This window comes from Nocardioides sambongensis, assembly GCF_006494815.1.
In the GTDB taxonomy this organism is placed as follows: domain Bacteria; phylum Actinomycetota; class Actinomycetes; order Propionibacteriales; family Nocardioidaceae; genus Nocardioides; species Nocardioides sambongensis.
Map to the genome: position 1 here is coordinate 1,422,179 of NZ_CP041091.1, position 14,370 is coordinate 1,436,548.

Annotated in this window: 13 protein-coding genes; 5 read left to right on the forward strand and 8 right to left on the reverse strand. The window is 73.0% G+C overall.

Going from position 1 to position 14,370, the window contains the following annotated elements:
• Window positions 1-23: 23 nt before the first annotated feature.
• Entirely contained in the window at window positions 24-950 is a 927-nt protein-coding gene (locus FIV43_RS06630; RefSeq protein WP_141013493.1) for a DNA-3-methyladenine glycosylase family protein, read from the reverse strand.
• Window positions 951-1,056: 106 nt separating this feature from the next.
• Here FIV43_RS06630 and FIV43_RS06635 point away from each other — a divergent pair, with 106 nt between their 5' ends.
• The 3 genes from FIV43_RS06635 to FIV43_RS06645 are packed head-to-tail and all read left to right on the forward strand — an operon-like array spanning window position 1,057 to window position 3,947.
• Window positions 1,057-1,665, forward strand: a complete 609-nt coding sequence (locus tag FIV43_RS06635) for a TetR/AcrR family transcriptional regulator (protein ID WP_141013494.1) — start codon at window positions 1,057-1,059, stop codon at window positions 1,663-1,665.
• A 46-nt stretch (window positions 1,666-1,711) separates the two neighbouring features.
• Window positions 1,712-3,220: an ATP-dependent DNA ligase gene (locus FIV43_RS06640; RefSeq protein WP_141013495.1), complete on the forward strand. Its 1,509-nt coding sequence runs from the start codon at window positions 1,712-1,714 to the stop codon at window positions 3,218-3,220.
• Between the two features lie 25 nt (window positions 3,221-3,245).
• Window positions 3,246-3,947, forward strand: coding sequence for a TetR/AcrR family transcriptional regulator (locus FIV43_RS06645; protein WP_141013496.1), 702 nt, complete (start codon window positions 3,246-3,248; stop codon window positions 3,945-3,947).
• Between the two features lie 71 nt (window positions 3,948-4,018).
• On the opposite strand, the gene FIV43_RS06650 is transcribed toward FIV43_RS06645, so the two are convergent.
• The gene (locus FIV43_RS06650; protein ID WP_141013497.1) at window positions 4,019-5,299 is read right to left on the reverse strand and encodes an acetyl-CoA C-acetyltransferase; all 1,281 of its coding nucleotides are present in this window, start codon (window positions 5,297-5,299) and stop codon (window positions 4,019-4,021) included.
• A gap of 155 nt (window positions 5,300-5,454) precedes the next feature.
• Here FIV43_RS06650 and FIV43_RS06655 point away from each other — a divergent pair, with 155 nt between their 5' ends.
• Window positions 5,455-6,831: a 3-oxoacyl-ACP reductase gene (locus FIV43_RS06655; protein ID WP_141013498.1), complete on the forward strand. Its 1,377-nt coding sequence runs from the start codon at window positions 5,455-5,457 to the stop codon at window positions 6,829-6,831.
• A gap of 1 nt (window position 6,832) precedes the next feature.
• Entirely contained in the window at window positions 6,833-7,717 is an 885-nt protein-coding gene (locus FIV43_RS06660; protein ID WP_141013499.1) for a MaoC/PaaZ C-terminal domain-containing protein, read from the forward strand.
• Here the strand turns inward: FIV43_RS06660 and FIV43_RS06665 are convergent.
• The 6 genes from FIV43_RS06665 to FIV43_RS06690 all read right to left on the reverse strand — a co-directional run bounded on the left by FIV43_RS06665 (window position 7,656) and on the right by FIV43_RS06690 (window position 14,336).
• Window positions 7,656-8,708: an acyl-CoA thioesterase gene (locus FIV43_RS06665; protein WP_196780994.1), complete on the reverse strand. Its 1,053-nt coding sequence runs from the start codon at window positions 8,706-8,708 to the stop codon at window positions 7,656-7,658. The genes FIV43_RS06660 and FIV43_RS06665 overlap by 62 nt on opposite strands.
• The gene (locus FIV43_RS06670) at window positions 8,705-9,655 is read right to left on the reverse strand and encodes a proteasome assembly chaperone family protein (protein ID WP_231123782.1); all 951 of its coding nucleotides are present in this window, start codon (window positions 9,653-9,655) and stop codon (window positions 8,705-8,707) included. The genes FIV43_RS06665 and FIV43_RS06670 overlap by 4 nt, the downstream gene beginning before the upstream one ends.
• 42 nt (window positions 9,656-9,697) lie before the next feature.
• Window positions 9,698-10,960, reverse strand: coding sequence for a hypothetical protein (locus FIV43_RS06675; protein WP_141013500.1), 1,263 nt, complete (start codon window positions 10,958-10,960; stop codon window positions 9,698-9,700).
• On the reverse strand, window positions 10,941-12,893 hold the full coding sequence (gene dxs / locus FIV43_RS06680; RefSeq protein ID WP_141013501.1) for a 1-deoxy-D-xylulose-5-phosphate synthase: 1,953 nt from the start codon (window positions 12,891-12,893) through the stop codon (window positions 10,941-10,943). Before dxs ends, FIV43_RS06675 begins: the two co-directional genes overlap by 20 nt.
• 67 nt (window positions 12,894-12,960) lie before the next feature.
• Window positions 12,961-13,902, reverse strand: a complete 942-nt coding sequence (locus tag FIV43_RS06685; protein ID WP_141013502.1) for an SMP-30/gluconolactonase/LRE family protein — start codon at window positions 13,900-13,902, stop codon at window positions 12,961-12,963.
• Window positions 13,899-14,336, reverse strand: coding sequence for an NUDIX domain-containing protein (locus tag FIV43_RS06690; RefSeq protein WP_269204066.1), 438 nt, complete (start codon window positions 14,334-14,336; stop codon window positions 13,899-13,901). The genes FIV43_RS06685 and FIV43_RS06690 overlap by 4 nt, the downstream gene beginning before the upstream one ends.
• Window positions 14,337-14,370 lie beyond the last annotated feature (34 nt).

The window sequence follows — 14,370 nt, forward strand, 5'->3', positions numbered from 1 at the left end:
ATCTAGAGCATCGCCCCGCGCGCTCACCCGCCCGGCGCCCGCCGCGGCAGGTGGTTGCGCGGAGCCATCCGGGGGCCGCGACGCGGTCGGTGCAGCCCCGCGGCCCCGACCAGGAACGGCACCCGGCCGCGCTGCGGGCGCCAGGGCTCGAGGAACTCGGCCAGCCGCCGGTCGTCGAACTCCTCGCCGGTCAACGCCCAGCCGACGTCGCGGGCGACGTGGTAGTCGCCGAAGGAGACCGCGTCCGGGTCGCCGAGCGCCCGTGCCCGGACCTCGGCACTGGTCCAGACCCCGATGCCGCGGATGCTGCGCAGCGCCCGGTCGAGCTCGCCGGCCGGGCGGTCGGCGAAGCGCTCCCAGGCCGCGCCCCGCTCGGCGGCCCGCACCAACGCCGCCGAGCGCGCCGGATCGACGTGCAGCTCCAGCCAGGCCCAGGACGGTACGCCGACCACCGTGGCCGGCGCCGGTGCCACCCAGAGCCGCCGATCGGCCCCCGGCCCGGGTGCCGGCTCGCCGTACCGGCGGACCAGCGCGCCGTAGCCGGCGAACGCCTCCTGCCCGGTGACCTTCTGCTCGATGATCGACGGCATCAGCGCCTCGAAGACCAGTCCGGTGCGCCCCAGGCGCAGGTGCGGGTGCCGCCGCTGCGCCTCGACCAGCACCGGATGGCGCGGCTCGAACCCGGTCCAGTCGTCGGCATCGCCGAGCAGCGCGGGCAGCCGGTCCAGCACCCAGTCGGCACCGCTCCCCCAGGCCCGCGCCTCCACCCGGTCGGGCCCGGGGCTCAGCGCGAGCGTGGCCGGGCCGTCGGGGGTGCGGCTCCCGCGCCAGACGGTCTCGCCGATCACCCGCTGGGTGGGGTCACCGCCGCCCCGGCGCTGCTGGCCGACGATGCGCCGCACGGGCACCGGCCGTCCGGGACGCCAGACTCGGGTGCGCGGGCCAGCCATGGCGCCAGGCTAGAGGCCACCCACGGCGCTGCGGCAACGACCACACCCGGGCGAGAGACTAGGCTGTGTCACGAACCGACGAAACACCTTCGCTCCAGGAGTAACCGTGACCATCGACAGCGCGCGACCTCGTCGCGGACGCTTGGACCAGGAGGTCGTGCTGGTCGCGGCCGAGACGCTCATCGACCGGGACGGCTACGACGCCCTGACGATGACCTCGCTCGCCGCCGAGCTGGACGCCCGCGTCTCCTCGCTCTACAACCACGTCGCCAGCCTCGAGGACCTGCGATCGCTGATCCAGATCCGGGCGATGAAGATGCTCGGCGGGCACGTGCGCACCGCGGCGATGGGACACGCCGGGGCGGACGGCCTCCGGGCGCTGAGCCACCAGCTGCGTGCCTTCGCCCAGCAGCACCCACAGCGCTACGCGGCGCTGACCCGTCCCCCGCTGGACCGGGAGGGCTTCTACACCGCTGCGCTCGACGCGATCGAGGCGCTCTCGGTGATGGTCCGCTCCGCCGGGCTGCCCGAGGACCGGCTGATCCCGACCGCTCTGGCGATCTTCTCCGCGCTGCACGGGTTCGTCTCCCTCGAGGTCGCCGGCTACTTCGGCGACCTGCAGGGTGTGGACGAGGCGGTCGACCTCGACGAGGTCTTCGAGCTGGTCATCCGCGGCGCGGTGACCGCCACCGTCCTCGAGGCCACCGCCCGCTGAGGCGCCCCGAACGTCGCTCCGGGTCTCCCGGCACCCAGGAGGGCTGATGCTGCTGCAGGACCTGGTCGCCACCTCCGCGGCCGTCGCCGCGACCCGCTCGCGCCGGGAGAAGACCCGGCTGGTCGCGGAGGCCCTCGGCCGCGCCGCGCCCGACGAGCGCCCGCTGGTCGCGTCCTACCTGGCGGGACGACTGGCCCAGCGTCGTACCGGGCTCGGGTGGCGGAGCCTGCGCGAGCTGCCGGCGCCGGCGCCCGACGAGGCTGCGAGCCTGGCGGTCGCCGACGTCGACGCCGCCTTCGCGGCGATGTCGCGGCTGACCGGAGCGGGCTCCACTGGCGCCCGGGCCCGGAGCGCGTCCGACCTCTTCGGCGCGGCGACCGAGAGCGAGCAACGCTGGCTGCGGGCGGTCGTGCTCGGCGAGGTCCGCCAGGGCGCCTCGGACGCGATCCTGGCCGAGGCCCTCGCCGCGGCCAGCGGGCAGCCGCTGACCCAGGTGCGGCGGGCGGCGATGCTGGCCGGAGGCGTGCCGCCCGTGGTCGACGCGGCCTTCGCCGGCGAGCTGGGCGGGATCGGGCTCGAGGTGGGCCGCCCGGTGCTCCCGATGCTCGCCTCGTCGGCCACCGACCTGGCGTCGGCCTGGGCCAAGCTGGACCGCCCGGTGCTCGCCGTGGACACCAAGCTCGACGGCATCCGGATCCAGGTCCACCGCGACGGGGACACGGTCACCGTCGCCACCCGCAGCCTGGACGACATCACCGACCGGCTACCCGAGGTGGTCGCGGCGGTCCGAGCCCTGCCCTCCGAGCGCCTGGTGCTGGACGGCGAGGCGCTGCTGCTGGGACCGGACCGGCGCCCGCGACCGTTCCAGGAGACCGCTGCCCGCACCGCCCAGCACCGGACCGACGACGGGGTACGGGTGGCGCCGTACTTCTTCGACCTGCTGCACGTCGACGGCGTCGACCTCCTCGACCGGCCCGCCCACGAGCGGTGGCGCCGGCTCGCCGGGCTGGTGCCCGAGGAGCTGGTGGTGCCGCGCTGGCAGGGCGGGGACCCGGCCACGGCCGCCGCCTTCGCCGACGCCGCGCTCGCCTCGGGCCACGAGGGCGTGGTGGTCAAGGACCCGGAGGCTCCCTACGCCGCCGGACGGCGGGGGTCGGCCTGGATCAAGGTGAAGCCGGTGCACACGCTGGACCTGGTGGTGCTGGCCGTGGAGCGCGGCTCCGGGCGCCGGCGCGGGTGGCTCTCCAACATCCACCTCGGCGCCCGCGACGGTGACGGCTTCGTGATGCTCGGCAAGACCTTCAAGGGGATGACCGACGCCCTGCTGGCCTGGCAGACCGAGCGGTTCCGCGAGCTGGAGGTGTCCGACGACGGATGGGTGGTCACGGTGCGTCCGGAGCAGGTGGTCGAGATCGCCTTCGACGGTGTGCAGCGCTCGACGCGGTATCCGGGCGGCGTCGCCCTGCGGTTCGCCCGGGTGGTGCGCTACCGCGACGACAAGACCGCGGCCGAGGCGGACACCGTGCAGACCGTCCAGGCGCTCCTGCAACTCTGAGTTGCACACGTCGTACACTGCCCGCATGGTGACTCCGGCACCCGCCAACGACGGCCGGCGCAGGGCGGCGGCCGCACGCCGCAAGGCCCGTCAGGCGCAGATCATCGCCGCCACCCGCCAGATCTTCGACGCCAAGGGCGTCCGTGAGGTCCAGATCGAGGAGATCGCCACCGCGGTCGGCATCAACCGCGCGATCGTCTACCGGCACTTCACCGGCAAGGAGGAGATCGTCGCGCTGACCCTGGTCGGCTACCTCGACGAGCTCGCCGCCGCGATGAGCACCGCCGCGGACGCCGCCGACGGACCCCGGGCGCAGCTGGCCGCCATCGTCGGCGCGTTCGTCGACTACGGCGTCGCCCACCCGGCCTTCGTGGACTGTGCGCAGGCACTGATGAACCGGCCGGGCTCGGAGCTGCTCGACGAGCTCTCGGAGAGCGCCCTCTTCCGGCTGGGCCGCGGCATCACGTCCTGCCTGGGGATCCTCTCCGACGCCCTGGCGAAGGGCAGCGAGACCGGCGACTTCCGCAACCCCGAGGACCCGGCCCTGCTCGCCAACATGCTCTACTCCAGCGGCCTGGGCGCCCTCCAGCTCGCGCGCCTGGGCATCCTGGTCAGCGAGGCCGCGCCGGGCGTCCCGACCGTCGGCCAGGTCTCCCGCGAGCAGGTACGTCGCTACCTGGTCAGCTCGGCCCTCGCACTGGTCAGCCCGCGACCCACGCACACCTGACGCGAGTCGCGGGCTGATCCGCGGTGCCGGGTCCGACCTGGTCCGACCTGGTCCGACCTGGTCCGACCTGGTCAGGCCTCCAGGATGGCGACGACGCCCTGGCCGCCGGCCGCGCAGACCGAGATCAGCGCGCGACCGCCGCCGTTGGCCTTCAACAGCTTGGCGGCGTTGGCCACGATGCGTCCGCCGGTGGCGGCGAACGGGTGCCCGGCGGCCAGCGAGGAGCCCTTCACGTTCAGCTTGGCGCGGTCGATCGTCCCCAGCGGGGCGTCGAGACCGAGCCGCTCCTTGCAGAAGACCGGGCTCTCCCAGGCGGCCAGCGTGGAGAGCACCTGCGAGGCGAACGCCTCGTGGATCTCGTAGAAGTCGAAGTCCTGCAGCGTGAGCCCGTTGCGCTCGAGCATCCGCGGCACGGCGTAGGCCGGGGCCATCAGCAGCCCCTCCGCGCCGTTGACGAAGTCGACCGCGGCGACCTCGGAGTCGACGAAGTAGGCGAGCGGCTCGAGGTCGTGCGCGGCCGCCCACTCCTCCGAGGCGAGCAGCACGGTGGAGGCGCCGTCGGTGAGCGGGGTGGAGTTCGCCGCCGTCATCGTCCCGGCCTCGCCCTTGCCGAAGACCGGCCGCAGCTTGGCCAGTTTCTCCAGCGAGGAGTCGGGGCGCAGGTTGTTGTCCCGCTCCAGCCCGCGGAACGGGCTGACCAGGTCGTCCTGCCACCCATCGTCGTAGGAGGCGGCCAGGTTGTGGTGGGAGGTGACCGCGAGCTGGTCCTGGGCCTCGCGAGCGATCTGCCACTCCAGCGCGGTGAGCGCCTGGTGCTCCCCCATCGAGAGCCGGGTGCGCGGCTCACCGTTGGAGGGGATGGCCAGGCCGACGTCGCCGGGGCGCAGCGAGGCGAGCACGCCGAGACGCTCCTTGTTGCTGCGTGCGTTGTTGAGCTGGAGCAGCTTCTTGCGGAGCCTCTCGCCGACCGCGATCGGCGCGTCGGAGGTGGTGTCGACGCCCCCACCGATGCCGGACTCGAGCTGGCCGAGCTTGATCTTGTTGGCGATGTAGTTGATCGCCTGGAGGCCGGTCCCGCAGGCCTGCTGCAGGTCGACGGCGGCCGTCTCCGGGGCGAGCCGGGTGTCCAGCACGGACTCCCGGACCAGGTTGAAGTCGCGGCTGTGCTTGAGCACCGCGCCACCGGCGACCTCGCCGATGCGCTCACCCTCCAGCCCGAAGCGGGCGATCAGCCCGTCCAGGGCTGCGGTCAGCATCTCCTGGTTGGAGGCGGTGGCGTAGGCGCCGTTGGAACGGGCGAACGGGATGCGGTTGCCACCGATGACGGCGGCACGACGGACAGTGTTGGCCATGTTTCCTATCCTCAGGTCCAACGCCCCGGACGGGAAGCGTTCGAGGGGCAGATCACGAAATGTGGACTCAGAGTTACACATCTAGTTACATGGAGGCCAGCGGGCCACCCGCACCTCACGCACTCCCCTCGCCATCAGCGAAAGGCGCCAGCACCATGAGCGACAAGTACCAGGGCTTCGCCAGCTCCCCCCTCGGCAAGATCCTCGTCAAGAACCTCGGGCTGCCGGCCCCCACCCCGCTCGAGCGCTACTCCGCCGGTGACCCGCTCGTGCAGGGCACCGTGCTGGTCGGTGGCACCGGCCGGTTCGTGGAGTCCTTGCCGGGCATCCTCGACATCCTCGGCGCGCCCTCGACCACCGCGCACCCGACCACCGTGGCGGACGCCCCCGAGCTCGGCGACGCCGAGGGCCTCAAGGGCATCGTCTTCGACGCCACCGGGCTCACCGACTCCACCCAGCTGGTCGCGCTGCGCGACTTCTTCACCCCGGTGCTGCGCAGCCTCGGTCGCTGCGGCCGCGTGGTCGTGCTGGGCACTCCGCCGGAGCAGGCGAAGGGCCGGGAGCGGGTGGCCCAGCGCGCGCTGGAGGGCTTCAGCCGGAGCCTCGGCAAGGAGATCGGTCGCGGCGGGACCGTGCAGCTGGTCTACGTCGCCGAGGGCCAGGAGGCCGCGGCGACGAGCACGCTGGCCTTCCTGCTCTCCCCCAAGTCCGCCTACGTCTCCGGCCAGGTGGTCCGGATCGGCGCCCACGGCAAGGCCACCACCACGACCGTCGAGGACTGGACCGCGCCCCTGGCCGGCAAGGTCGCGCTGGTCACCGGCGCCAGCCGTGGCATCGGCGAGGCGATCGCCCGGGTGCTGCACCGCGACGGCGCGACGGTGGTCGGGGTCGACGTACCGCAGGCCGCGAACGAGCTGCAGTCGCTGATGAAGGAGCTCGACGGCGACTGGCTCACCCTGGACATCACCGGGAAGGACGCTCCGCAGCGGATCGCCCACCACCTGAAGGAGAAGCACGGCGGGGTCGACGTCGTCGTGCACAACGCCGGGATCACCCGCGACCGCAAGCTCGCCAACATGGCCGCCAACGACAAGGGCGACCGGTGGACCTCGGTCCTCGCGGTCAACCTGACCGCCCCCGAGCTGATCACCCGCGAGCTCCTCGACGGCGGCGTGGTCAACGACGGCGGCTCGATCGTCGGGGTGGCCTCGATCGCCGGGATCGCCGGCAACGTCGGCCAGACCAACTACGCCGCCTCGAAGGCGGGCGTGATCGGCCTGGTGGACGCCTTCGCCGACGAGCTGAAGGACGGGATCACCATCAACGCGGTGGCGCCGGGCTTCATCATCACCCAGATGACCGCCGCCGTGCCGTTCGCGACCCGCGAGGTCGGTCAGCGGCTCAACGCGATGGCCCAGGGCGGCCTGCCGGTCGACGTCGCCGAGACCATCGCCTGGTACGCCAACCCCGCCTCCTCGGCCGTCAACGGCAACGTGGTCCGGGTCTGCGGCCAGATGATGCTGGGGGCCTGAGATGGCCTCGGACCCCACCACCCGCGAGGTGGCCGGCAGCGGCGGCGCCACGACCATGCTGAAAGCCGCGCTGCCGGTCGTCCCGGGACTGAACCGGCTGCCCGGCATCCGCAAGACCGGCGGTGGCCTGCCCGACCTGACGCTGCAGCGCACCGGTGTGCCGGTGGAGCGCGCGGACGTGGAGCGCTACGCCGCGGTCTGCGGGTTCCCCCGGCGCGACACCGCCCCACTGCCCTACCTGCACATGCTGGCGTTCCCGCTGCACATGGCGCTGATGACCGACCCGGGCTTCCCCTACCCCGCGATCGGGACGGTCCACCTGGAGAACGCGATCACCCAGCACCGGCCGGTCTCGGTCGGCGAGCGGATCGACCTCTCCCTGGTGTCGCAGGACCTGCGCACCAGCACCAAGGGGCGCGCGTTCGACATGGTGGTCGTCGCGACGGTCGAGGGCGAGGTGGTCTGGGAGTCCACGTCGACGTACCTGCGGGTCGGCAAGGGCGACAAGGACGGCGGCGACCCCGGCACCGCGTTCGCCGCGGTCGAGCCGCAGGCGCCGGTGTGGCGGCTGCCCGAGGACCTCGGACGCCGGTACGGCGCCGTCTCCGGCGACCGCAACCCGATCCACCTGCACCCGCTGACCGCCAAGGCCTTCGGGTTCCCGCGCCACATCGCGCACGGGATGTGGAGCATGGCCCGCTGCGTCGCCGCGCTGGAGACCCGCCTGCCCGATGCGGTGCGCGTCGAGGTCGGGTTCAAGAAGCCGATCTTCCTCCCCGGCACGGTGCGGTTCGGGGCACGCCGCGCCGGCTCCGGCTGGGACTTCACCCTGGTGGACCCGAAGAGCGGAGCGCCGCACCTGATGGGTCGTACCACCGCGCTGTGATCACCAGCCCCGACCACCGGGCCGGCTCGGCGGACCGGTGGTCGGACGTGGGCTCGGAGTGGGGCTCGGAGTGGGGCTCGGTCGTGGGCTCAGCCGTGGGGCGGGCGTGTCCCGTGTGCGGTCGGATCAGGCCCTCCTGCGCGACCGTGGCGACCAGGCTGCCGTCCTGGGTGAAGACCCGCCCCAGGGAGAGCCCGCGCGCACCGCTGGCCGACGGCGACCACTGGTCGTAGAGCCACCACTCGTCGGCCCGGAACGGGCGGTGGAACCAGATGGTGTGGTCCAACGACGCCATCTGCACCTTCGACGGATCGGTGTCGTGCGCGGCCAGCGAGACCCCGAGCAGCGTGACGTCGCTGGCGTAGGTGAACATCGCGAGGTGCTCGTTGGGGTCGTCGGAGAGCTCCCCGGCGATCCGCAGCCACACCCCGGCCCGGGACGGCCGGACCGGGTCGTCGGCGAGGCCCCCGTGGCGGGAGTTGCCGATCCACCGCACGTCGAGGGCCGCCCACTCCTGGGCCAACCCGTCGTCGGTGCCCCGCGAGCGCATCAGCTCCAGCAGGTCCACCCCGTCGGTCGGCGGCTTCACCTCCGGCATCGCGTCCTGGTGGTCGAAGCCGTCCTCGGCCCGCTGGTAGTTGAGCGTCTGGTAGTAGATCGCCCGTCCGTGCTGACGCGCGACCACCCGGCGGGTCAGGAACGACCGTCCGTCCCGGATCCGCTCCACGTCGTAGATGATCGGCACCTGGTAGTCGCCGGGCAGCAGGAAGTAGGAGTGCAGCGAGTGCACGTGGTAGTCGGGGTCGACGGTGTGGTTGGCCGCGATCAGCGCCTGTGCCGCGACCTGTCCGCCGTAGACCCGTTGTCGCGTGGTCGCGGGCTGCCGTCCCCGGTAGAGGTTGACGTCGAGCCGCTCCAGGTCGAGCAGCTCGACGAGCTTGCGGGTCTCCTCCTCCGGGGTCCCGGTCGGGATCGCCGTGGGGTCGCTCATCCGAGTCCTCCACCCTGCTGCTCGTCCGGGCCCTCGAGCCCGGCCAGGAACTGCTCGAACTGCCGGCCCAGATCCTCGCCGGTCGGCAGCGGCTCGTCCTCGGCGAGCAGGCTGGAGCCCTCCGCCTCGGCGCGCGCGAAGGTGTCGTACTGCTGCTCCAGCGCGGCGACCACGCCGGCCACCTCCTCGTTGGAGGCCAGGTAGCGGGCGATCTCCTGCTCCCGCTCGTCGGCGGCCTCGCCCAGCGCGGTGAGGTCGATGGTCAGGCGGGCAGCGAGCTCCACCTGCTCCAGCACGGACTGCGAGGCGCGCGGGAAGTCGAGCTGCGCCAGGTAGTGCGGCACGTGGGCCACGAAGCCCTGGGCGTCCTGTCCCCACTCCCCCAGACGCACCTCCAGCAGCGACTGGGCGCTGCTGGGCACCCGCAGCTCCCCGCGCCACGGGCTGGTGCCGGTGAGCAGCTCGGGGTTGTTGGCGTGGTGGGTGATCGCGATCGGCCGGGTGTGCGGCACCGCCATCGGCACCGCGCCGATCCCCACCACCAGCGCGACCGAGAAGCGCTCGACGACCTCGTGCACCGCCCGGCAGAACGCCTCCCACCGGGTGTCCGGCTCCGGCCCGTGCAGCAGCAGGTACGGCGTGTCGCCGGCGTCGTGCAGCAGCCGGACCACCAGGCGCGGGGCCTCGTAGTCGGTGTAGTGGTCGCGGGCGAAGGTCATCGGGGGTCGCCGCGCGCGGTAGTCGTGGAGCTGGTCGACGTCGAAGGTGGCCACCACCAGGCCCCCGCCGGTGGCGCCGACCTCGACCAGGTGCCGGCACGCCAGGGCGCCGGCGTTGCCGGCGTCGAGGAAGCCGTCGAGCGCCACCACCATCCGTAGGTCCTCGACGCCCTCGAGCTCGGGGACGTCGTCGACGATGTGGACGAGTCGGTTCGGCACGGAAGTCACCGGGCCAGCCTATTGCCCGCGCCGCGCGGACCGGGCCGCGGCTCAGCCGTAGGTGCTGGTCATCACGGCCACACCCCGCTGGACCAGCTGCTCCTCGGTGAGGCCCAGCACCTCGCCGAGCACCGTCCCGGTCTCCTCGCCGGCGACCAGGCGGTCCAGCAGCGCCCACAGCGCCGCCTCCCCGTAGGTGGTGGCGATGTATTCACACACCCACCAGGAGACGGCGTACCAGGCCGCGGCGTCGGGGCCGGCGAAGTCCTCCGCGGTGGGCAGCGCGGAGGCGCTCGCGCCCACGCTCAGCGCGTCGGCGGGCAGTCGGCGCTCCGCCGGCGCGAGGCGTTGCACCGAGACCCACTCGGCCACGCCCTCGGTGATCCAGAGCGGGCCGCCGCGGCCACGGTCGCCGAGTATCGCATGAGTCAGCTCGTGCCGGATCAGCCGGTCCAGCACCACGTCGTCCTCGTCGAGCACCTGCGGGTCCAGCGACATCCGGTAGCCGGCGATCCCCGCCCCGGGGTCCGTGCTGTCCGCGGGGATCGCGATGGTGAGCCCGTCGGCGCGCTGGGGAGCACCCACCGGCTGCCCGGTCAGGCCGTCGGTGGCCGACCGGTCCCGGAGCACGTAGACCACGGTGCCGGGCCGGTCCGCCACGCTCTCGCCGTCGTCCAGCTCGGCGGCCACGTCGAAACGACCGTCACCGACCGCGGCCAGCAGGTCGTCGGCGCCGCCGACGGTGCTCGCGTCGAAGATGCCGAGCACGTCGAAGCCCTCCTCCACCCGGATCGGCTCGACGTCCCAGGGCTGCTGCCCTACACCGTGCTCGGACTCCCACGCCACGTCGGTGGTGGAGGAGAGCGCGAGACGACGGCCGTGCTCACCGAGGGTGAAGCGCCATCGGTCCCGGGTGCGCACCGGCGCGACGTCGTACCCGTCGAGGCGCAGGGTGGTCTCGACCGTGACCCAGTAGCTGCGGTCGCCGTCGGCGGCGACGGAGTCCTCGACCAGCCGGTAGCCGACGGTCTGGACCGGCAGCTGGTCGAGGTTGGCGAAGACCATCCGCTGCTCGGCCCGGATCCGGCCGCGCCCGACGGTCCGCAGGTAGAGGTCCAGGTCGTCGTCGCGCACGGCCCGGGTGCGCTTGCGCAGCAGCCCACCGATCTCCTCGGCGGCGTCGGTGAGCGAGACGGCGGTCGGCGCGTCGTCCGAGTCGTCACCCGAGCAGGCGCTCAGCCCGACCAGGCCGGGCAGTGCGAGCGCCAGCGTCGGAGCCAGGACCCGCCGGAGGTCAGTGCGTCCCGTCCACATCGAGCAGGGCTCGCCGGGCGTGGTCCGAGGCCGTCGGCGCGGGGTCCGCGCCGTCGCCGTCCGCGGTGATCGCGTGCACCACCTCGAGCGCGATGCTCTGGGCGGACAGCCCGACGCGTTCCAGGATCACCGCTCGCTTGGCGTGGTCGAGGAACTCCTGCGGGATGCCGTGCAGGTGGACCGGTCGGTGCACGCCGGCGTCGTTCAGGGTCTGCAGCAGCACCGAGCCCACGCCGCCGACACGCCCGTTGTCCTCGATGGTGACCACCCGGCGGTGCCCGCGGGCCAGCTCGACCAGGGCCGGGTCGACCGGCTTCACCCAGCGCGGGTCCACCACGGTGACCCCGATCCCCTGGGCCTGGAGCCGGTCGGCGACGTCCAGCGCGATCGGGGCCATGGCGCCGACCGAGACCACCAGCACGTCCTGGTCGCCGGCGCGGGCCAGCACGTCGATCGGGCCGTGCTCGCCGGCGATGGTGTCGACGGCCTCGACGTCCTCGGGCGGGGCGCCCTTGGGGAACCGCACCACGGTCGGGGCGTCGGAGACCTCGATCGCCTCGTCCAGGAGCTGGGTCATCCGGCGTACGTCCCGGGGGGCGGCCAGCCGCAGGCCGGGCACCACCTGCAGGATCGACATGTCCCACATCCCGTTGTGCGAGGCGCCGTCGTCACCGGTGACCCCGGAGCGGTCGAGCACGAAGGTGACCCCGCACCGGTGCAGTGCGACGTCCATCAGGACCTGGTCGAACGCACGGTTGAGGAACGTCGCGTAGACGGCCACGATCGGGTGCAGGCCACCGATGGCGAGGCCGGCCGCCGACGTCGTGGCGTGCTGCTCGGCGATGCCGACGTCGAAGGTGCGGGAGGGGAACCTGGCCTGGAACTTGTCGAGGCCGACCGGGTGCATCATCGCCGCGGTGATCGCCACCACGTCCTCGCGCCGCTCACCGATCTCGACGACGTGGTCGGCGAAGTAGTCGGTCCAGATCGGCCCCTTGGGCTTCTCCGCTCCGGTCTGGACGTCGAACGGGCCGGGCGCGTGGAACTGGTCCGCCTCGTGCCGCTCGGCCGGGTCGTAGCCGTAGCCCTTGCGGGTGATCGCGTGCACGATCACCGGCCCGCCGAAGCGCTTCGCCTGGGTGAGCGCGTTCTCCATGGCGGTCTCGTCGTGGCCGTCGATGGGGCCGACGTACTTCAGGCCGAGGTCCTCGAACAGGCCCTGCGGGGCCAGGGCGTCCTTGAGACCGCGCTTGACCGCGTGCAGCGCGTCGTAGGCGGCGGGACCCACCCCGGGCACGGCGTTGAGCCGCTTCTTCACCAGGTCGAGCACCTGCTCGTAGCGCGGGTTGGTGCGCAGCCCGGCCAGCGCCTGCGCCAGACCCCCGATCGTCGGCGTGTAGGAACGACCGTTGTCGTTGACCACGATGACCAGCCGGGAGTCCTCGGCGATCGCGATGTTGTTCAGCGCCTCCCAGGCCATCCCGCCGGTCAGCGCGCCGTCACCGATCACCGCCACCGTGTGCCGGTCCTCGCCGCGGATCGCGAACGCCTTGGCGATCCCGTCGGCGTAGCTCAGCGCGGTGGAGGCGTGGGAGTTCTCCACGATGTCGTGGTCGGACTCCGCCCGGCTCGGGTAGCCGCTCAGCCCGCCCTCGCGGCGCAGCGTGTCGAAGGTGGTGTGCCGTCCGGTGACCAGCTTGTGCACGTAGGCCTGGTGGCCGGTGTCGAAGACCACCCGGTCGCGGGGTGAGTCGAAGACGCGGTGGATGGCCAGCGTGAGCTCGACGACGCCGAGGTTCGGGCCGAGGTGACCGGTGTTGGTCGCGACGGTGCGGATCAGCAGGTCCCGGATCTCCGCGGCCAGGGTGGCCAACTCGTCCTCGGTCAGTCCACGCAGGTCACGCGGTCCGTTGATCGTGTCGAGCAGTGCCATGGGTCCGAGTCTAGGTGGTCACGGGTGGTGGTCGGTCGGGTCGGGTCGGCCCGCGACCCGATCCGGATCAGAGGTCGTAGCGGGCGACGGCGGGCTCATGGAGGCTCCCGAACCACACCACTCCGTCGTGCTCACGGACGCCGGTGGCCATGTGATAGCTGGCACCGTGGGCGTCCGGGGTGATGTCGACGTCGTGCACCAGTCGTCCCTTGTCGTCGAAGGCCTGCGCCCGCACCGTGCGCTGCGGCTTCGGCTGCAGCGCCTCGGGCAGCCTGGTGGCGGCCTTCCGCAGCAGCATCGGACCGCGCTGCAGGCGCTCCACCACGGGGTCGAGCGGGCTGGCGATGGTCACCCAGATCAACCCGTCGCTGCCCCGGGAGATGTTGTCGGGATAGCCGGGCAGCCCGGAGCAGAGGCGGTCGCGCATCCCGGCGCTGGGCCCGGTCAGCCACAGCCGCACCACGGTCCGGGTGCTGGTCTCGGCCACGCAGACGTAGGAGTCGTCCGCCGCCAGCGCCACACCGTTGGCGAAGGCGAGTCCGTCCAGCACGGTACGACGCGAGCCGTCGGGGTCGACCCGGATCAGCCGCCCGGTGCGGGTCACCTGGAGGAAGTCGTCCTTCCACCGCTCGATGCCGTAGCGGGTGGAGGAGTCGCTGAAGAAGATGGTGCCGTCCGCGGCGATCGCGGCGTTGTTGCAGAAGGTCAGCTCGGTGCCGGCGGCGCCGCTGCTCGCGACGACCTCCTCCACGGACCCGTCGGCCGGATCGAGGCGGAGCAGTCCGCGGTGCGCGTCGCAGACCAGCAGCCGACCGTCCGGCCCCTCCTCGATGCCGAGCGGCCTCCCCCCGGTGTGGCCGACCCGGTCGATCCGGGAGCCGTCCGGCGCGACCCGGTAGACCGAGCCGTCCGCGGTGCCGGTGTAGACGCTGCCGGCGTACGGGCCGCTCCGGGCGACCAGGACGTCCTCGGCGCCGTCGCCGGGGACGGGGATCACGGTGAAGGTCATGCAAGGCTCCTGGTCAGTTCGGCGTAGAGGTCGGATGCGAGGAAGTCGGGCAGGGTGAGCGCAGCCGACCCGGTCAGTGGCAGCCGACGGGCGTCGGCCGGGTCGACGAAGACGATCCGGCGACCCTCACCGAGCACGATGTCGGCGTCGCCCGCCGTCGTCGCCGCGGCGTAGAAGGCCATCACATCATCGCTGCCGGTCTCGGGGTGGTGCACCTCGAAGCAGCCGTGCAGGCGCAGGTCGGCGGGCGAGAGCGCCAACCCGGTCTCCTCGGCGAGCTCGCGCACCGCCGCCTCGAGGTCGGTCTCACCCGGCTCGACGTGTCCGCCGCTGTAGCCCCAGCGCTCCGGGGCGATCACGGCGTGCTCGTCGCGCTCCTGCAGCAGGATCCAGCCGCGGGGGTCGACGAGCACGACGCAGGCGAACCGGATCACCGGGCTACCGTAGCGAGCCGCCGCGCCGCGACCC